We start from the raw sequence: 18824 nt of genomic DNA, 5'->3' as shown, positions 1-18824 counted from the left end.
CCATGAGCGGGAGTCGCCGGATCGGGGAGAATCGCCTGATTTCTTCGTTGTTCGTTTTTTTTCTCATCCATAGCAGCATCGTCGGCGTCGGCGTCTTAAAGTTTCAGAAAGAGATTCTAGAGCCGGCGGGGTATGACGCATGGATCTCCGTTCTCTTTGTCGGAGGGGGCATTCATGCGATCGTGTGGATGATGTATTTCGCATTGGATGCGTCGGATTCGCCGGCGGACGTCGTGCAACTGAACAAGGTCCACTTCGGCCGATGGATCGGAACCGCGGCGAATGCGGCATTCGTTCTTTATTTCGTCCTCGGCGGGTTCGTCGTATTCAGGATCTTCTTGGAAGTCATCCAGGTGTGGTTGTTCCCGAGAATCAATATTTATCCGCTCGCCGCTATCTTATTGCTGCTCGTGTATTACACAGTGTCCGGCGGCCTGCGGACGGTAACCGGGATGAGCGTATGGGGAACGGCGATACCCTACGCGCTGACCATTCCGTTGTTCGCGTTCGCATTTAAGTATATCCACCCGGCGAACCTGCTGCCCATAGGGACGCATTCGGTCGCCGACATTCTCCGTTCCGCCCGATCGATGGCCTTCCCGTACCTCGGGTTCGAGACGATGCTAGTGTTATACCCGTTCGTTAAGCGTCCGGCGGAATCGCAGCGCTGGACGCATGCCGCCGTCGGCGCCGCTACGATCATCTATCTTTTCGTCATGCTGGTCACGCTGATGTATTATTCGGAAGGCCAGCTCCATCATATCATCTGGCCGACGCTGAATATCGTGATGATGATCGAGGTGCCGGTCATGCAGCGATTGGAGTATCTCGTCATCTCCGTATGGCTGCTGAAGGCGCTCGTCAACGTGTCCGTCTGTTTGTGGGCGGCTTGCCGGGGAGCGGGACAGCTGTGGCCGATCAAGCGACGCGTCTCTTTGCCGTTGTTCCTCGGCGGGTATTTGGCGCTGGCGTTTTGGATCCGCGACCGGCAATCGATCGACTGGCTCGCTAACGTATATTCGAACGCGGGGTTCTGGATCGTATCCGGATACATCCCGCTGTTGTTTCTGATCGTCTGGTGGAAAAGGATGCGGAAAGCCCCGAAGGCCGCGTAAACGGCGGTCGTTGGGAATTTTTATGCGGTTCGAAAAGGTTGTCACCCCTATAAATATTATTTATGTGATAATTTTCACATTTATAATGCAGACCGGTCTGTAATGTAATAAACTATTCACAAGGACATCATTCATAGGAACGTCGGACGAGAACTTTTTAGTATGTGAAGAATTTCACAATGTATTCCGACGTCCGACACAACAAGGAGTGGGAGAAGAATGGAAGCAAGCGTAGCGAACAAGCAGCCGGCCGTAGCGACGCAAGAGTCCGCGCTGAGACCTGACGTACTCGAGCAGCTGTTGAAGCCGGAAGTGCAGGAAGCGTTGACGACGCTGGTCGACAACCTGCCGAAGCTGGCGGAGATGACGGCGCTTCTGACGAAGACGTACGATTTGGCGCAGAAGGTCGTTACCGACCGCGTGCTCATTCAAGATACGATCGGCGGCCTCCAAGAGGTGCTCAAGCCGATTGAAGAGAAGGCGAAATACTTCGCTTCCGCTGCGATCGAGGCGAACGACCGCGCGGAGACGGACGAGACGACGATCGGCTTGTTCGGCATGCTGAAGATGCTGAAGGATCCGGAGCTGCAGCGGATGCTTCGCTTCGGCCAAGCGTATTTGGACATACTCGGCGAACGTAAACAGCAGTCTTAAGGGGGGCGCGAAATCCATGAGCAAAAAAATCGTCATTCTCGGCGCCGGATACGGCGGCTTGTTAAGCGCGCTGTCCGCGCGGAAGCATCTGTCCGCGAGCGAAGCGCAAATTACGGTCATCAATAAATACGATTCTCACCAAATCATTACCGAGCTTCACCGTCTGGCCGCGGGCAACGTGTCCGAGAAAGCCGTCGCGCTGCCGCTTAGCAAGCTGTTCAAGGGCAAGGCGATCGACGTGAAGATCGGCTCCGTGCAGGCGGTCGACCCGGCCGGCAAGAAAGTATCGCTCGCGGACGGCTCCTCCTACGACTACGACACGCTCGTGCTCGCGCTCGGCAGCGAGACGAACTACTTCGGCATCCCGGGTCTCCAGGAGAACAGCCTGACGCTGAAGTCGGCGGCAGAGGCGAACCGCATCTTCGCGCACGTGAAGGGGAAGCTTCGCGCGTACCGCGTCTCGAAGAACAAAGCGGACGCGACGTTCGTCATCGGCGGCGGCGGCCTCACCGGCGTAGAGCTCGTAGGCGAGCTCGCGGACGAGCTCCCGGGCTACTGCCGCGAGGCGGGCGTAGACTTCAACGACGTGTCGTTGTACTTGGTCGAAGCGATGCCGACGATTCTGCCGATGTTCTCGCCGGAGCTGATCCAGCGCGCGGTGACGAGCCTCGAGCAGCGCGGCGTGCAGTTCCTCACGAGCCTGCCGATTACCGAAGTGAACGGCGGCGTCGTAACGCTGAAGGACGGCCGCACGATCGAAACCGGCACGTTGGTCTGGACCGGCGGCGTGCAAGGGCACGCGCTCGTTGCGAATTGCGGCATCGAAGTGAACCGCGGCCGCGCGTCCGTGAACGAGTACCTGCAGTCGGTATCGCATCCGGACGTATTCCTCGCGGGCGACTGCGCGGTCGTCTTCGGACCGGAAGGACGTCCGTACCCGCCGACGGCGCAATTGGCTTGGCAGATGGGCGAGCTCGTCGGCGCGAACATCGCGGCAACGTATAACGGCGGCAGTCTGCAGACGTTCCACCCGGTATTCTCCGGTACGCTGGCGAGCCTCGGTCGCAAAGACGGCATCGGCTCCATCGGGGAACACGGCATCGAGCTCAAGGGCGCTCCGGCTTCGCTGATGAAGAAGGCGAGCAACGCGCGGTACTTGTCGCATATCGAAGGATTGTTCGCGCTCGCTTATTGATTTCCGCGTTCGCGCGCGTAAGTAACGAAAGAGCGCCGAGAGGCGCTCTTTTCATTAGCGGATGCCGCACTTGTTCCGGATGAAGTGGATCTGATTTTCCAGCCGATGGATCGTATCGATCGTTTCCTTAGAGGCGTCGTTCCCGGTCTTCGACTTCCACTCCTCGAGCTCCTGCATCAGCTTAGGCAAGTCGTCGTCGGCGTTCGAGCAGTCGTAATTGCTTTCCAATTGATCCAGCATGGCGAATCCTCCCCGCGGTTATTGTACACGATTCAGGTGTTATATCCTGCGGATATAACACCTGAATCGTCTCGGTAAACGGAAGCCGTCCTTCATAGGACGGGGAACCCGTTTATCCTTGATCGGACAAAGCTATTGTTCGTGAACAGGGCGGCGGTTATTCGTGCGAAATGGTTCATCCTATAAAACTATTGACGTTTCTATTTAAATCCGATAGGATTACTTGTAATTATATGCGTGGGGGTAGAACTAGAGATGAACATCAACAAGAAGCTTCGTTACATAACGGGCGTCACGCTGGCTGCGGCCATCGCGCTTTCGGGCTGCGGACAAGCGGCCAAAACCGGCGGCAACCTCGAAGTGGACAATCTTCCGGCGGCGCTCGCCGAGAAGGGCGATATTAAACTGAACGTCATCCGCAAGATCGGCGGCGACGATCATACGGCGCAATTCCTCGCCGGGGCGAAGCAAGAAGGCGAATCGCTCGGCTTCAGCGTAGACACGTTCTCGGCGAACGGAGACACGGCGAAGTTCCTCGACGCGCTCGACCAAGCGGCGAACGGCGATTACGACGGCGTCGTCGTCTCGCACGGCGACGACCCGGCGACGGTCGACGCGGTGAAGAAGCTGACGGACAAGGGAATCCCGGTCGTGGCATTCGACTCCACAGGCGACTTGTCGGCGGTCGAAGGCGTAACGCTGACGTCGCAGGACGACGAAGCGCTTGCGCAATTCGCGCTCGACCAGCTCGTGAAGGAGCAAGGCGAAGACGCGAAGATCGTCTACCTGTGGGTCGACGGCTTCCCGCCGATGGTGCGCCGGAACACGGTTTACCAAGCGACGCTCGCGAAGTACCCGAACATCAAGGAGCTCGAACGGTTCGGCGTGGCGAACGAGAACACGTCGGTCGATACGCAGAACGCGGTCGCGGCGATGCTGTCCAAGTATCCGAAGGGCGAGATCGACGCGATCTTCGCGACGTGGGACGCGTTCGCGATCGGCGCGGCGCGCGCCTTGATCGAGGCGGGCCGGACGGAAATCAAGATTTACGGCATCGACGTCTCGAACGCCGACCTGCAAATCATGCAGGAAGAGAACAGCCCGTGGGTCGCGACGGCGGCCGTCGATCCGAAGATGATCGGCGCGGTCAACGTGCGCCTGCTCGCGAAGAAGCTCGCCGGCGAAGAGACGCCTCCGACGTACAACCTCGAAGCGGCGTTGATCGACCAAGCGACGCTGAACAAGTCGTCCGAAGCGGTCAACATGGCGACGCTCGCCGACATTATTCCGGGCTGGGGCACGACGGACGCATTCGAGGAAGATTGGATGAAATCGCTAAAAGAAGCGAACGCCAACTAACGAAAGTTCCATGTTATAATAGATTGTCTTATGCGGCGCCCTTGTCCTTCGGATAAGGGCGCCCTATCCTGTTCGGACGGTAGGTGGGTTTGTTGGGAGAATCGAAGACTAGCGTGCTTACGATGAGCCGGATTTCGATCGCCTTCCCCGGCGTGCAGGCGCTCGCGGACGTCGACTTTCGGGCCGAGGCCGGGCGAGCCCACGCGTTGATCGGGGCGAACGGCGCAGGGAAGTCCACGTTGATGAAGGTGCTGTCCGGCGCCTACGATCATTACACCGGCGACATTCGGATCGACGGCGAAGCGGTTCGCATCCGATCGCCGAAAGATGCGAAGGATGTCGGGATCCAGATCGTCTATCAAGAGGTCGATACGGCGCTCATCCCGAACCTGACGGTCGGCGAAAATATTATGCTCGAAAGCCTCGTGCACGAGATGCGAGGCAAGTCGTTCGTCGATTGGGCCGACGTTCATCGGTCGGCGCAGTCGATCCTCGAGCGGTTGGGCTTGACGCTGTCGACCAAGAAGCTGGTGCAGGAGCTGACGCTCGCCGAGAAGCAGATGACGCTCATCGCGAGAGCGGTGTCTCGGGAGTGCCGCTTCCTCGTGCTCGACGAGCCGACGGCGCCGCTCAGCAGCAGCGAGACGGACCGGCTGTTCGCGCTCGTCCGGCAGCTGAAGGCGGACGGGGTCGGCGTCATCTTCATCTCGCACCGGCTGCCCGAGCTGTATGAAATATGCGAGGACATCACGATTATGCGGGACGGGCGCCTCGTCGCGCGGGACGAGCTGCGGAACGTCACGCAGCAGCAAGTCATCGAGCAGATGCTGGGCGCGAGGCTCGAAGGGCAATTCCCGACGATGCAGCGATCGATCGGCGAGGTGCGCTTCGAAGCGAAAGGCATCCGGGACGGCGACAAGGTCAGAGGCGTCGACCTGTATATTCGCGCGGGCGAAATCGTCGGCGTCGCGGGTCTCGTCGGCGCGGGCAAGACGGAGCTGTGCCGCGCGCTGTTCGGGGCGTCGCCGACGTCGTCCGGCGACGTGACGCTCGGCGGGCGGCGGCTGCGCATCCGCTCGCCGTACGACGCGGTGCGCGCCGGCGTCGCCCTCGTGCCCGAGGAGCGCCGGCGCGAAGGCGTCTTCGTGGACGAGTCGGTGGCGGCGAACTTGACGGCCGCGACGCTCGGACGGTTCACGACCGCCGGACCGTGGATCGCCGCCGGCAAGCTGAGGGACGCCGCCCGCGGCCTCGTCGAATCGCTCGGCATCAAGACGCCGAACGAGCTCGCTCGCGTGAAGAACTTGTCCGGCGGCAACCAACAGAAGGTGGCGATCGGCAAGTGGCTGCTGGCCGACGCCGACGTCTATCTATTCGACGAGCCGACCAAGGGCGTCGACGTCGGCGCCAAGCGGGACATCTATGAATTAATCGCCGAGCTGGGGCGCCGAGGCAAGTGCGTCTTGTACGCATCCAGCGAAATGTCGGAAATCTTAGGACTGACGGACCGAACGTACGTCATGTACGACGGCGCCGTCGCGAAAGAACTGGAGACGCGCGGCACGAACGAGGAAGAGCTGCTGCTGTACAGTACGGGAGGCTTGAAGCGATGAACGCCGTCGGGCATAAATTTTTCGATTTTCTCTACAAGTATGGGACCTTGATCACCATTCTGCTGCTGATCGTCGTCTTCGGCGCATCGACGGACAACTTCCTGAACGGCGCGAATATCGTGACGATTCTGCGGTCGATCTCGATCGTGACGATCATCGCGATCGGCCTCACCGTCTCGCTCGCGGTCGGCGGCTTCGACTTGTCGATCGGCTCGACGGCGTCGCTCGCGAACGCGATCGTCATCTCGATGTTCGTCTGGTACGGGCAGAGCGTAGGGATCGGGATCGCGGTCGCGATCGTCTTCTGTCTCGTCGTCGGACTCGTGAACGCGTTCTTGGTCATCAACTTTAAGATCCAGGACATGCTGATGACGCTCGCGACGATGTTCGTCTTCCAAGGCATCGCGCTTACGTATACGCGAGGGGCGACGATCTCCGAGAACATGATTCTGCCGAGCGGCGACTATGCGACCGGCGAAATTCCGGACGCGTTCGGAGCGATCGGCAAGGTGCCGTGGATCATCGTCATCATGCTGATCGTCGTGCTGGCGGTGCATCTGTTCTTGACGTACACGAAGCATGGCCGCTACATGTACATGATCGGCGGAAACCCCGAAGCGGCCAAGCTGTCGGGCATCGCGGTCGGCAAGTACCGCCTGGCCGCCTACCTGATTTCCGCGCTGTTCGCCGGCATCGGCGGCATCGTGCTCGGCGCCCGGGTCATGAACGCCGAGGTGAACGCGGGCGCGCCGTATTTTGATGGACGCGGTCGCGGCCGCCTTCATCGGCTACTCCGTCTTCGGCGCGGGCAAGCCGAACGCGTTCGGCACGTTCGCCGGCGCGGTGCTGATCGGCATCTTGTCCAACGGCCTCATCATGCTGTCCGTGCCGTATTACGCGATGGATATCGTCAAAGGCTCCGTGCTCGCAGTCGCCCTCGCGATTACGTATTACAAAAGGGGGCATTGACATGACGGGATATATCGCATTATTGCGGGGCATTAACGTCGGCGGAAACAACATCGTGAAAATGGAGGAGCTGCGGGCCGCCCTCGCGTCGAACGGCCTCTCGCGGGTTCGCACCTACATTCAGAGCGGCAACATCGTATGCGAAACGTCCGACGGGTCGGAAGAGAAGGTGCGCGAGATCGTCGCGGAGACGCTCCGATCGATGCTGGAGAAGCCTATCGCCGTGCTCGTCCGCTCGTTCGAGGAGCTGGAACGGATCATGGCCGCTTGCCCGTATGAAGTCCATTCCTCGGAAGAGGGCAAGCAGGTGATGCTGGCGTTGCTGCAGGAAGCGATCCCGCAGGAGAAGCTGGACGCCGCGTTGGCGGGCGGACCGGGCGGGGACGCAGGGGACGACGAGTATACGGCGGGGGAGCGGGAAGTGTACTTTCGGTTCCGCCGGAAAGTGTCGGAGTCGCCGCTCGGCGATCGCATGCTGAAGCTGGGCGGCGGCGTCACGACGCGCAATTGGAACACGATGCGGAAGCTGCTGGAGATGTCGCGGGAGTAGCTGCAAAGAGAGGGGGCAAGGCGAATTCGCCTTGCCCCCTCTCGGTTCACCACAGCATCGTCGTCGGTTTCACGATCATCAGCAAAAACAACGCCACGGCCAATCCATGCGCAAGCCACATCGAACCGCCGACGCGTCGCAACGCGGCTTCCACCTGAAGCGGAACGACCGGCTCCTGCTGTTCGGAGGCGTCCCGCTTCCAGTTCAACACCGGCTTCAACTGCCGTCCGGCGACGCCGACGACCACGATCTGGACGAGAACGAACAGAACGAGCGACCCGACCAGCCACAGCTGCCCGAAGCTGCCGTACCCGTATAACGAGACGAGCAGAATGCCGCTCAGCACCGCGACCGGGCCGCCGATTTTCGGGAACCGTTCGACGATTCCCATCAGGTCGAGCGACTGCCGCAATTGGGCCGCCGATTGGTTGCCGCGCAGCAACAGGTGCATGATGAAGGTCGGACCGATGCCGACGATCGCGGACAGGACATGAACGGCGACCAGCGTTTTCAACCAAAACATATAATAGCTCCTTTCCCCGGAATCGAAGCCCCGCTTATTGAATTTGCTGCTGCTCCGAATCGGAAATGAAATACAGATGAATGTCGTAGTGCGGCGTCTCGAATCCCGGATGTCCCGCCGGTTGGAACTCGACGTCCACCTGCACGACTTCCGGCGAAGGAACGCCCTTCATTCCCTTCAAATTCACGTGATTTTTGCCTTCCTGGAAATCCTTCCAATCGATCATGTACTCGAGAAATACGAGCTTCCCCTCGTGCACGCCGTAGAACGGTCCGACCGGCAGGTCGCCCGCCTGCGGGTTGCCCCAATGCTCGCCCATCGCCGGCACCGTCTCCGACACTTGGATCGATCCTTCCGGCAGCGCCAACACGTAAATCTCGTTGCGCTCCGCGTCGTAGGTCACCTGCTGCGCGCCGACGGCCGCGGCCAAGTCCCGGATCCATGCGGTCGGTTCGCCCTGAATCATGCGCACGTTCGGGACGGTCCGTTCATTGAAGACGGCCTCTCGGTTCCCGCCCTTCAGCGCGAACGATCGATCGAACAATTCGGCGAACGCGCGTATCGACACGTAACGCTTCCCGTCCGCCGTCGTATGATCCGCGGCCGACTCCGCCTTCACGCCGTTGACGACCACCGTAAGCGTCTCGAAGTTCGCCGCTGCGGCTTGAGGCGCCGTGCCGTGAGCGGAGACGCTCCCGCTCCATGAACCGAATATCGCGACGGACGCGATCAGCCACTTTTTCATCATGTCGCTCTCCCCTTCTTCCGCTTCGGAATTAAAACACAATGCCGTATTTCGCCGCTTCCTCGATCATGGCGCGAATCTGATCGTCGCTCGGAGGCCCTTGCGGCGCCGGCGGGACGGCGTCCGGGTCGGCCGGCACGCCGTTCGCCCGGAAAAATTGTTCGAATCCGGCAGGGTAGATACCCACCAGCAGCTTCGCCTGTTCCGATTCGACCCGGTAGGCATGCCTTACGTCGCGGGGCAAAAACACGTACGTACCCGGCGTGGCCCGAATCGTCTCCTCGCCCACCTGCACAGTGATGTCCCCTTCCAGGACGTAATAATGCTCGTCTTCGTTCAAGTGCGTATGCGGCGGCGTGTCGGCCCCCTTCACGAGCAAAAACTCGATCAACGAAAATCGGTTTCCCGTGTCTTCGCCTTGCACCAAAAACGTCGCCCGCGTTCCCAACGAAAAGTACGTATTGCTCGCTTCTCTTCTTGCAAATTTTTTCAATTCAATGAACCTCCTCGAAAATGATGGATTGTCGTTCCGCCTTTTCAAGGTACCACCCTTCCGGGGCTGGTTGAATTATCCTATAATATAAAGCGACCCTATACTTCTGTATAAAAGACCCTTTAAGGGGGAACGAGCGTCATGGCCGACATCGACACCGACTTTCAAATCGACGCCTTCGAGAGGAAATTCATGGCGGGCAGACACCGGGAAGTCGACCGATTCCGCCGGCTGCTGGCCGGGGCGGCGCCCGAGAAGCGGTTGATCAATATTTACGGCATCGGAGGCATGGGCAAGAGCTTCCTCCTCGACGAATACCGCCGCATCGCCGCGGAATCCGGCTGCCGGTTTCTCTTGCTGGACAGCCGCGACTTCCTGCATACGCCGCAATCGCTATGCGCGAGGCTGGCGCGGCTGCTGGAAGACCCCGCCGCGGACGCGGGGGGGCCCGAACCCGAGGAAGAGACGTTCCAGGTTTCCGACGCGATCCGCCGAGTGAACGCCGTCGCGGCCGAACGTCCGATGTGCCTGGCCTTCGATACGTACGAAGAGATGGAAGCGCTCGATCAGTGGATTCGCGAGCAGCTCCTCCCGCGGCTCGACCCCTCGGTCTTGATTGCCGTGGCCGGACGAAACCCGCTGCAAGGCGCTTGGAGGCTGTCCCCGGCTTGGCGGCAGATGATCGCGTGGACGCCGCTTTCCGAGCTCGCGTACGAAGATGCGAAACAATACTTGGAGAACCACGGCGTCCGCGACGAAGCATCGGTCCGGGCGATTTGGAACAAGACGAAGGGCCATCCGCTGTCCTTGTCGCTCGCCGCGCACGCCGCGACGATCCGAGAGGAGACGCGGCTGCAGGACGAGGAGGTATTCCCGTTCGTCGCCGCCCAATGGCTGAGGGAGGTGCCCGGGCCCGAGCTTCGGTCGCTGGTCGAAGCCGCGGCGGTGCTAAGGCACTTCAATCAAGAAATTTTATCCTACGCGGCGGACAAGCCCGTGACAACGGAGCAGTTCCAAGAGCTCGTCTCGCTGTCGTTCGTGCGCAGAACATCCCGCGGCTGGCTGCTTCACGATCTCGTCCGAGCGGCCGTCGCCGAAGATCTTCGGGCGCGGACGCCGGAGACGTATAATGCGCTTCGGAGGCGAGGGGCCGCGTATTTTTACCGCGCCGTCGGCCGAGGCGCGGGCTCGTCCCGCGACGCCGGGTGGGAAGCCGGCGAGGCGTTTTATTATTTGGGCGATCACTTGATTCGCGAGTTTTTTTACCAAACCGCCTCCCCTCATTACTTCGAGACGCTGGACGATTCGAACGCGGCGGAAGCGGAGCGGTACTTGGCGCGGCGCAAGGCGTCCCCTAAGGAAGCACGCATCCCGTACGTCGATCCGGAGACGAACGCGCCGAAGGAGTTCGTCATTACGCCGGAGCAAAGCTTGTTCCCGGTCAAGCACTTGCACCTGGAGGAATTGCGTCGGCTGCACCGCGTGCATATCCGGCTGCTGCGGAAGCCGACGGGAGAGATGGTCGGACTGTCCGTCGTGATTCCGATTCACGAGAAGACGCTGGACTTCTTGCTGAACAAGCCGTTGTCCTCGGCGTACTTCCGCAGCTTGGACGAGCGGCAGCTGAACGCCATGCGCGTTCCCGCCGATACCGACTACGGATTGTTCGTGTACGGCATCGACGTGGCCGATTTCGGCGACTGGACGCTCCGGGCCGATGCGGGCTTGCACTTCATCACGCTGATGCTGACCGGCGGCTTTATCGCCGGCTCGCCGCCGCCGCTGCCGTTCTTCCGCGAGGTGCATCGACGGCTGGGCTGCGAGACGGCGGACGCGGTTCATACCGATTACGACGGTCGGACGCCGGCCTATACGTACTATCTGGATACTCGCGGCCCGCGTCTGCACCAGTACCTTCGGAAGATGATGACGCAGCTCGGACTCGACGGCCTCCCCGAACCCCAGCGAAAGTCCGAGCCGGACCTGTCGATGCTCACCGAAAGGGAAGCCGACATCGTCGCGCTCATCGGCAAGGGCCTCAAGAACGCGGACGTCGCGGCGAGATTGTTCGTGAGCGAAATTACCGTGAAGAAGCATCTGACCTCGATCTTCCAGAAGCTCGGCGTCACCAACCGAACGCAGCTTGTGAGCAAGCTGTTCGACCGAGAATAACGGGAACGATAACGAAAAAGAGCAGGCGGCCCGGTCGGCCGCCTGCTCTTTTTCCTATGGAAAGCCCTCTAGGATGCGATCGGCTCATTGCAGAAGCTCGCGGATCCGCTTGCGCATCGAATCCTTCGTCTGAAGACGCGACCAGAACAACCGGGCTTCCTTGAGGACAAGGTCCATCTCCTCCACCGTCATTCCGATATCGGTGAAAGGCCGGGAGCGGGGCAGCAGCTCGCGAAAGATGCCGTCATGCGCCGGACGGTACGAGGATCCCGGTTCCGCCGCTTCCGCGGCTTCGGTTACGGAGGGAATGCTTAAGGTGCGCTCCCGGATATGCCGCTGCGCCTGCTCGGAACACAGGAAGTCGGCTAACGCTTGCGCCGCATGGCGGACTTCCGATATCCGGTTCACCGCGATCCCGATCGTCATCAGCAACGAATCATTTCCTCCGCCGAAGGAGGGCAAGGGCGCAATGTCGAAGGGGACGCCGGATTCTCGCAGCGCGTTCAGCGCGAAATAGGTCGTCATAATGATCGACACCTTGCCCTGCGCGAACAATTCCTCCGCGTCCGTATCTTTGCCGGATAAATAGGTCGGGAATGCGCGGTGGTTGTAGATGATCTCTCCCCAATACGAAATGCCTTCGACGACTCGGTCGACGAATGCCTCCGCGCGTTCGCGGCGGCTCGAGAGCTTCGCGCCGTTCTGCAGCAAAAAGATCGGCCACCGATTGTTCGACAGCAGGTAGCTGTAAAATCCGAATCTTTCGTCTTCCACGGAGAGAAGGGAAGCGTCGCGCATTAAGTCGTCCCATCCGTTCGGTCGGAAGGGGAGCGGGAGATCCTTTTCCTGAAAATGTAAAGGGTTGTAGCAAAGGATCAGCGGCGAAAACAGCAACGGCCGAACATATAACGCATCCTCATGCGTGAACGCTTGCTCCAACGAGGGGTACACGGACGGACTCGGCTGTTGGGCGCAGAGCAAGGAAAGGCCCCCGCTCGCCTTGAATTGTTCGAAGTTACGTACATTGACGGTAACGGCATCGAGCAGGCCGGATTCCAAGTAGTTCGCCACGGTTTCGTGATAATTTTGAAACGACAACGGGATGGGATGAACGTAAACGGACGGATGGGCGGTATGGAAAAGTTCGAGCAAGCGGTTCATGTCCGCTTCCTGCTCCAAGGAGCGATGATATCCGAAACGGACGGTCGCTTTACGATCCCGGGCCGTATCGGCGACCTGATTGCCCACCCGGGGAAGCTTGACGATCAAGCCTTCGGATACCAACTGCTCCAAGCCCACGCGAACGAGTTTATTGCTTAGGTGGAATCGGGAGACAAGCTCCCGTTCGGACGGAAGGAATGCGCCGGGATGAAGCCTTCCGGTCATAATGTCGGCGCGCAAGGCGCCGATCATATGTTCCAACCGAATGCGGAACGTCTTGCGGCTGTGCGTGGAGCTCATACTGCCACCGTCCTTGAAAGGGATTTCGGAGACAAGCATACCGAAGAGATAGGCTGGAATCAAGAGAGAAGGCAGGGTGTTATTATTAGGGTTGCTAAATGTTGACAGCCAATGGGGCCGCCCATACAATGGAAAGTGAGTCAGATGTAAATCAATAACGAAAAGGAGAGGATTGCGATTCGTTCCCCATTTCGAAGGTTGGTCGGCGCATTGACCGCTCTCGTTGTAAGCGCTTCACTCATTCCTGCCGCCGGCGCGGAAGAGGTCCCGTCCTTACAGATCCGAAACGCCGGATTCGAAGAAGCCGCTTCCGCAGGAACGGTTCCCGGATGGGAGCAAACGTATGGCAAAGGTTTCGGCGAGATGTTCTATGAGGTCTCCTCGGCGAACCGTTTCGAAGGCGCGCAAAGCTTGCTGTTGGACGACACGAACACGGTTCGGGCGCTGGGCCTGGAATCCGAACCGATTCCGGTGACGCCGGGGACGAACTATTCCGCCTCGGCCATGATGAACATCGAGCGCGGCGTCGTGGGGCTGTATTTGCTTTACTACAACGCGAGCGGCGTTCGGGTCGGAGAAGCGTCGGCGTGGTTGGAGACGACGGGCGGGGAGTGGAAGAAGCACGGCGCTAGCGGCCTCGCCCCGACGACCGCGGCCTACGCGAGGATCCTGATTTATTCCTCCGGCGCAGGGATCGGCCGGGGATATGCGGATGCCGTAGCGCTCGAGGAGATGGAGATCGGTACGTTCGAGCGGATCGGCGGCGTCGTACAGGGCATCATCAATGCGGATTCCGACATCGGCTTCGAGGACGGAAAGCATGTAATCTATTCTGTGTTTAAGGGACGCGACGAGGTGCCGACGGTATTCGCGGTCATGGACGCGTTAACCCGGGACGTGCTGCGTACGTACCCGCTGCCCGGCGTAGAGTCGGCTTGGGGCGTGAAGGCGGCCACGGACGGCCGCGTGTATATCGGGACGCATTACGACGGAAGGCTGTACCGGTATACGCCGGGCACGCTGGAGTTCGAAAATTTGGGGCGGTTCGGGACGGAAACCCACGTATTTTCCATGACGGCCGGACCGGACGGGAAAATGTACGCCGGCACCTACCCGAGCGGCAAGCTCTATGTGTTCGATCCGGCGACGGAGGACATCGTCGATCTCGGCGTCGTGGAAGCAGGGCAGCGCTATGTCCGGTCGCTGGCCTACGACGCCGAACGGGATGCGCTGTACGCCGGCGCGGGCGGCACGTTGAGCCGGATCTATAAATACAGCCCCGACGGGACGCGGAAGGAAATTCTCGGCGGGTTAATTCCGGGGGGCGGAGATACGTACGCGTTCCCGTACGGCATGGATTTCGACGAGGACCGGCTGTTCGTGAAATTTTCGAACGGCGACTTGCTGGTCGTAAAGCCCGACGATACGATCGATTATTACGATCCGAACGGCATGGACATTCATTCGGGGCAGGTGGCTCCGATCCCGGGTCAACCGGGACGGGCGTTGTTTACGCTTGGCGGACAGCTGTATGCGTACGATTCCGCGACGCAATCCTCTACGCTTATCAAACAACTCGAATCTACGACGAATTTTCAAGACGGCGAATTCATCGACCTCGGCAGTCCGGACTGGCCGGGACTCACCTTCGTCGGCATGGGCTCTTACGGCCATGTGATCTACTACAATCTCGAGACCGGACATGCGGAGGTCGCTCCGGCGAACTACGGCGGCGCGCCGATCCTGATTCAAAGCATCCATGCGGGACCCGATAACAAGATGTACGTCGCCGGTTACATGTCGGGATTCGCTTCCTACGATCCGGCGACCGGGGAAGTGTCGGAGTCGAATCCGCTCGGGCAGATCGAATCGTCGGTCGTGCGGGGCGGTAAGTTGATTCTCGGCGCTTACGCGGGCGCGCGGATTTTGGAGTACGATCCGGCATTGCCTTTCTCCAAGACGAATCCGCGGGAGTTGTTCAACCTGCGCGGGCAGGGACAGGACCGTCCGTTCGCGATGGCGTACGATCCGGCGAACGACCGCTTGGCGGTCGGCACCGTTCCGAACACGACGTCGCTGCAGGGAGCGCTTGCGACGTACGACTTCGCAACGGGCGAGTTGAATGTATACGAAAATATCGTTCCGAACCAAAGCGTCATTTCTCTAACCTTTAAGGACGGACTCCTCTATGCCGGTACGACCGTGTATGGAGGGCTCGGCACGAGCGGTCCGACGGAAACGAACGCGAAGTTGTTCGTATTCGATCCGGCTACGAAACGGAAGGTGTTCGAGACGATCCCCGCGACGGGCCGGAAAGGCGTGACGGGGTTGACGGTCGGACCGGACGGGAACGTCTGGGGGGTGGCGGAGGACTATATATTCAAGTTGAATCCGGATACTCGCAGGTTCGATTACCGGGCCGCGAAGCTGCGCAGGTACGGCTCGTCGACCACTTGGGCATGGGCGTTCCTGCATCCGGGCGAGGACGGGAACCTGTACGGCACGTCGCGCGGGCAGTTCTTCATGGTGAAGCCGGAGACGAACGAGTATGTCTTGCTGGACGGGAGCAAGGGCAATTATTTGAACCGCGATGCGTTCGGGAGCTTCTACTTCTCGGACAGTTCGGAATTGTGGAAATACACGCCGCCGGGCTCGGACCGCGAGCCGCCGGTCACGTCGGCCGCCGTCGATCCCGCCGAACCCGACGGGTCGAACGGATGGTATCAGGGTCCGGCGACGGTGACGCTGCATGCCGCCGACGAGCAATCCAGCGTGACGGAAACGGTGTACAGCATAGATTCCGGTTCGACGTGGAGCGCATATACCGCTCCGGTCTCGTTCGGGCAGGACGGGCTCTATACGATGCTTTACCGGTCCGTCGACGCCAAGGGCAATCGGGAAGCGGCGAAGCGTCTGGAGCTCCGAAAGGATGCCGCTGCTCCGAACATTGCCGTCGAGATCGAGCCGGAAGCGGTGTACGAGACGTCCGGCGAAATTACGATCGCGGTCGCCGTCTCGGATTCCGCATCCGGCGTAGAGCCGGCATCCGTGTCCGTGAGCTTGAACGGCGAGCCGATTCGGCCCGGCGACGTCATTCCGCTGTACGCGCTCCCTGTCGGGGCGCATACGGTATCCGTGACCGCGAGCGATGTTGCGGGCAATTCGAAGCAAGAGCAAGTGGTCTTCCATACGGCGGCAAGCCCTGCGTCATTGTTGGAGCTGATCGACAGGTTCCTGGCCGGCGGTCGGATCGATAACGCCGGCATCGCCGAAAGCTTGCGGGCGAAAGCGCATGCGGGCAGTTGGCAAGCGCTCATGATGGAAGCGCAGGCGCTAAGCGGGAAACGGATTCATCCCGAGGCGGCGGATGCGTTGCTTCGCAATGCGGAAGTGTTAATGAATAGGGAGTAAGCGAACGAAACAGACGTCGACTCGGTACCCCGGTGTTCTCTACCTATGGAGAGCACCGGGTTTTTTCTTGCGAGAAGCGGGAAGGAGGGGGACGAAGAGGGCATCGAACTCTTTTACAACGTAACAGTGTTATGTTACAATTCACATCAGAGGTGGTCGTCGTGGACGAAACGGAATTGATTTCGAAGAAGGAGCTGCTCGAAGAAACGGGCATCTCGTACGGTCAATTGTATCGGTGGAAGCGGAAAAACCTGATCCCCGAGGAATGGTTTATTCGAAAGTCGACGTTTACGGGTCAGGAGACGTTTTTTCCGAGAAAGCTCATCCTGCCTAGAATCGAGAAGATCGTCCATATGAAGGACGATTTCGCGCTCGACGAGCTGGCGGGGCAGCTGACGCCGCGACTCTCGGACGTATCGGTGACGAGGGAAGAGATCGTTGAGCGTAACATTGTTTCGGAATTTGTGTTAGAGCGTTTCGCCGAGGAGTCGGCGCAGACGGTCTTTGACTTCGCTCGTCTGCTGCGATTGTTCGTCGTCGATAAGTTGATGCGAACGGGCGAGGCCGGTCTGGACGAAGGCGGCGTCGCGTTGGAGACGCTGCGCGCGCATCTCCCGTCGTATGAAGACGGAAGATGCGATCTCGTCCTGTTTCGGAAGATGGGCGTCCCCTTCGTCGTCTTGGCGCCGGCGGACGCCGCGTTGAACGCGGAGCCCGGCGCGAAGCTGGCGGCGCGGCTCGGCGTGGCGGCATGCATCGAAGAACTGCATCTGAAGCTGTTGGGAGGAGGAGCGCGATGACGGGAGACCTCAAGATCGTCGGGATGGGCACGGCCTCGGGCGGCAGCTACCGCCAAGTGTCCGTCGAAGGGACGGGGACGGTGAAGGGCGCGGTGACGTGCCGATCGTTTACGCTGAACGGAATGGGCACGGTGAACGGCGATATTCGCTGCGAAGAAGGCTTCGTCGTAAGCGGGAAGCTGACCGGAACGGGCGGCATCGACGCGGCGCGCGTCGGGATCGAGGGGCAAGTAACGCTGCAAGGACGGCTTCGAGGGGAGAGCGTCTCGTTGAACGGGTACGTGTCCGTACGCGGGGACGTCGAAGCGGAGGCGTTCGACGCGGAAGGCGGCTTCGCGATCGAAGGACTGCTGAACGCGGGCGTCGTCGATATTCGGCTGCAAGGCCGGTGCCGCGTCGCGGACGTCGGCTGCGACCGCATCGTCGTGAAGCGTTCGAGCCGAAGCGACTGGAGCCGGCTGCTGGCATTGATCGTCCCGCTGTTCCAGCCGCAGCTGCAGGCGCGAACGATCGAAGGGAACGACATCGACTTGTGCGAGACGACGGCGGACATCGTACGCGGCGACCGCGTTTCGATCGGACCGGGCTGCCGGATCGGCGAAGTCGAATACCGGACCGAACTGTTCGTCCACCCGGACGCGACGGTCGGCGCAAAGACGCAGCGGCCGTGACGGACGACGAAGGAGGAACGCGAATGACGTCGGAGAGAGGGAACGTCAAAATTACGGGAATGGGCACCGCTTCGGGCGGAGATTTCGGCTCCGTTCGAATTACGGGCGAAGCGATGATCCAAGGGGAGATGCGGTGCGAGCGGTTCGCCTGCATCGGCACGTGCAGCGTCGAGGGCGGATTGTCCGCGAAGCGGCTTCGGCTGCTCGGCGAGGCGGCGTTGGAAGGCGCGCTTACGGCGGACGATCTCCGGTTGACCGGACGGATCGAAGCGAAAGGCGGCATTCGCGCCCGGACGATGGTCGTCCGGGGGGAAGTGTCGACGGAAGGCGATCTCGAAACCGACCGGCTGAACGCGAGAGGCGCCTTCGATATCGGAGGGCTCTTGAACGCGGGGCAGGCGGATATTCGACTGTACGGGTCAAGCCGAGCGCAAGACATCGGCGGCGGAACCATCAGCGTACGGCGGCGCGGCTTCCGAGCGCTGAAACCCTGGTTTACGGGGAGCGGCGCGCCGGAGCTCGTCGCGCAGACGATCGAGGGAGACGACATCTACCTCGAGCATACGCGGGCGGACGTCGTCCGAGGGAAGCGGATCGAGCTCGGGCCCGGCTGCCGCATCCGCCGAGCGGAATACACCGAATCTCTTCGTACGCACAAGTCGGCGGAAGTCGGAGAATTTCGGAAGGAACCATAACGACGAGAGGTGTACCATGAATCATAAGCATACGAAACTCAATTGGGTCGTCGCGGGGCTGCTGCTCGGCCTCTTCGTCGGCGCCCTGGATCAGACGATCGTCTCCACGGCGATGCCGACGATCATGACGGAGCTCGGCGGGTACGAATATTATGTTT

Annotated in this window: 16 protein-coding genes and 1 pseudogene; 12 read left to right on the top strand and 5 right to left on the bottom strand. The window is 60.4% G+C overall.

The features are described 5' to 3' along the window. Nucleotides 1-2: 2 nt before the first annotated feature. The 3 genes from RIN49_RS21465 to RIN49_RS21455 all read left to right on the top strand — a co-directional run bounded on the left by RIN49_RS21465 (nt 3) and on the right by RIN49_RS21455 (nt 2964). On the top strand, nt 3-1115 hold the full coding sequence (locus tag RIN49_RS21465) for a GerAB/ArcD/ProY family transporter (protein WP_309122199.1): 1113 nt from the start codon (nt 3-5) through the stop codon (nt 1113-1115). A gap of 219 nt (nt 1116-1334) precedes the next feature. After that, nucleotides 1335-1769 carry a DUF1641 domain-containing protein gene (locus RIN49_RS21460; RefSeq protein WP_309122198.1) on the top strand — a complete coding sequence of 145 codons (435 nt, stop codon included), beginning with the start codon at nt 1335-1337 and terminating at the stop codon, nt 1767-1769. 16 nt (nt 1770-1785) lie between these two features. Further along, nucleotides 1786-2964 carry an NAD(P)/FAD-dependent oxidoreductase gene (locus tag RIN49_RS21455; RefSeq protein WP_309122197.1) on the top strand — a complete coding sequence of 393 codons (1179 nt, stop codon included), beginning with the start codon at nt 1786-1788 and terminating at the stop codon, nt 2962-2964. Nucleotides 2965-3018: 54 nt separating this feature from the next. Here the strand turns inward: RIN49_RS21455 and RIN49_RS21450 are convergent, their stop codons facing one another. After that, entirely contained in the window at nt 3019-3204 is a 186-nt protein-coding gene (locus tag RIN49_RS21450) for a DUF2524 domain-containing protein (protein WP_309122196.1), read from the bottom strand. Between the two features lie 255 nt (nt 3205-3459). Between RIN49_RS21450 and RIN49_RS21445 the strand changes: the two genes are divergently transcribed. The 4 genes and pseudogenes from RIN49_RS21445 to RIN49_RS21430 all read left to right on the top strand — a co-directional run bounded on the left by RIN49_RS21445 (nt 3460) and on the right by RIN49_RS21430 (nt 7695). Beyond that, nucleotides 3460-4563, top strand: coding sequence for a sugar ABC transporter substrate-binding protein (locus tag RIN49_RS21445; protein WP_309122195.1), 1104 nt, complete (start codon nt 3460-3462; stop codon nt 4561-4563). A gap of 122 nt (nt 4564-4685) precedes the next feature. Next, nucleotides 4686-6176 (top strand): sugar ABC transporter ATP-binding protein, encoded by a 1491-nt coding sequence (locus RIN49_RS21440; RefSeq protein ID WP_309122257.1) that lies wholly within the window; start codon nt 4686-4688, stop codon nt 6174-6176. Next, a pseudogene (locus tag RIN49_RS21435) lies at nt 6173-7145 on the top strand (ABC transporter permease). The gene RIN49_RS21440 and the pseudogene RIN49_RS21435 overlap by 4 nt, the downstream one beginning before the upstream one ends. 1 nt (nt 7146) lies before the next feature. Next, on the top strand, nt 7147-7695 hold the full coding sequence (locus RIN49_RS21430; RefSeq protein ID WP_309122194.1) for a DUF1697 domain-containing protein: 549 nt from the start codon (nt 7147-7149) through the stop codon (nt 7693-7695). Nucleotides 7696-7741: 46 nt separating this feature from the next. Here the strand turns inward: RIN49_RS21430 and RIN49_RS21425 are convergent, their stop codons facing one another. The 3 genes from RIN49_RS21425 to RIN49_RS21415 are packed head-to-tail and all read right to left on the bottom strand — an operon-like array spanning nt 7742 to nt 9456. Continuing rightward, nucleotides 7742-8218, bottom strand: a complete 477-nt coding sequence (locus RIN49_RS21425) for a DUF2269 family protein (protein WP_309122193.1) — start codon at nt 8216-8218, stop codon at nt 7742-7744. A 34-nt stretch (nt 8219-8252) separates the two neighbouring features. Next, on the bottom strand, nt 8253-8966 hold the full coding sequence (locus RIN49_RS21420) for a hypothetical protein (RefSeq protein ID WP_309122192.1): 714 nt from the start codon (nt 8964-8966) through the stop codon (nt 8253-8255). 28 nt (nt 8967-8994) lie between these two features. Further along, on the bottom strand, nt 8995-9456 hold the full coding sequence (locus RIN49_RS21415; RefSeq protein ID WP_309122191.1) for a cupin domain-containing protein: 462 nt from the start codon (nt 9454-9456) through the stop codon (nt 8995-8997). Nucleotides 9457-9597: 141 nt separating this feature from the next. Between RIN49_RS21415 and RIN49_RS21410 the strand changes: the two genes are divergently transcribed. Next, nucleotides 9598-11628 (top strand): LuxR C-terminal-related transcriptional regulator, encoded by a 2031-nt coding sequence (locus RIN49_RS21410; RefSeq protein ID WP_309122190.1) that lies wholly within the window; start codon nt 9598-9600, stop codon nt 11626-11628. A gap of 84 nt (nt 11629-11712) precedes the next feature. Here RIN49_RS21410 and RIN49_RS21405 read toward each other — a convergent pair whose 3' ends face one another. Continuing rightward, nucleotides 11713-13089, bottom strand: coding sequence for an extracellular solute-binding protein (locus RIN49_RS21405; protein WP_309122189.1), 1377 nt, complete (start codon nt 13087-13089; stop codon nt 11713-11715). Between the two features lie 363 nt (nt 13090-13452). On the opposite strand from RIN49_RS21405, the gene RIN49_RS21400 reads away from it, so the two are divergent. The 4 genes from RIN49_RS21400 (at nt 13453) to RIN49_RS21385 (ending at nt 18666) form a co-directional block, all read left to right on the top strand. Further along, a complete protein-coding gene (locus tag RIN49_RS21400; protein ID WP_309122188.1) occupies nt 13453-16500 on the top strand; it encodes an OmpL47-type beta-barrel domain-containing protein in 3048 nt (1015 codons plus the stop codon). A gap of 161 nt (nt 16501-16661) precedes the next feature. After that, nucleotides 16662-17300 carry a YhbD family protein gene (locus RIN49_RS21395; protein ID WP_309122187.1) on the top strand — a complete coding sequence of 213 codons (639 nt, stop codon included), beginning with the start codon at nt 16662-16664 and terminating at the stop codon, nt 17298-17300. Next, the gene (locus RIN49_RS21390) at nt 17297-17971 is read left to right on the top strand and encodes a polymer-forming cytoskeletal protein (RefSeq protein WP_309122186.1); all 675 of its coding nucleotides are present in this window, start codon (nt 17297-17299) and stop codon (nt 17969-17971) included. Before RIN49_RS21395 ends, RIN49_RS21390 begins: the two co-directional genes overlap by 4 nt. A gap of 23 nt (nt 17972-17994) precedes the next feature. Beyond that, nucleotides 17995-18666 carry a hypothetical protein gene (locus RIN49_RS21385; protein ID WP_309122185.1) on the top strand — a complete coding sequence of 224 codons (672 nt, stop codon included), beginning with the start codon at nt 17995-17997 and terminating at the stop codon, nt 18664-18666. Nucleotides 18667-18824 lie beyond the last annotated feature (158 nt).

The organism is Paenibacillus sp., assembly GCF_031177825.1.
In the GTDB taxonomy this organism is placed as follows: domain Bacteria; phylum Bacillota; class Bacilli; order Paenibacillales; family YIM-B00363; genus Paenibacillus_AE.
This window is presented reverse-complemented; position numbering and strand designations above follow the sequence as displayed.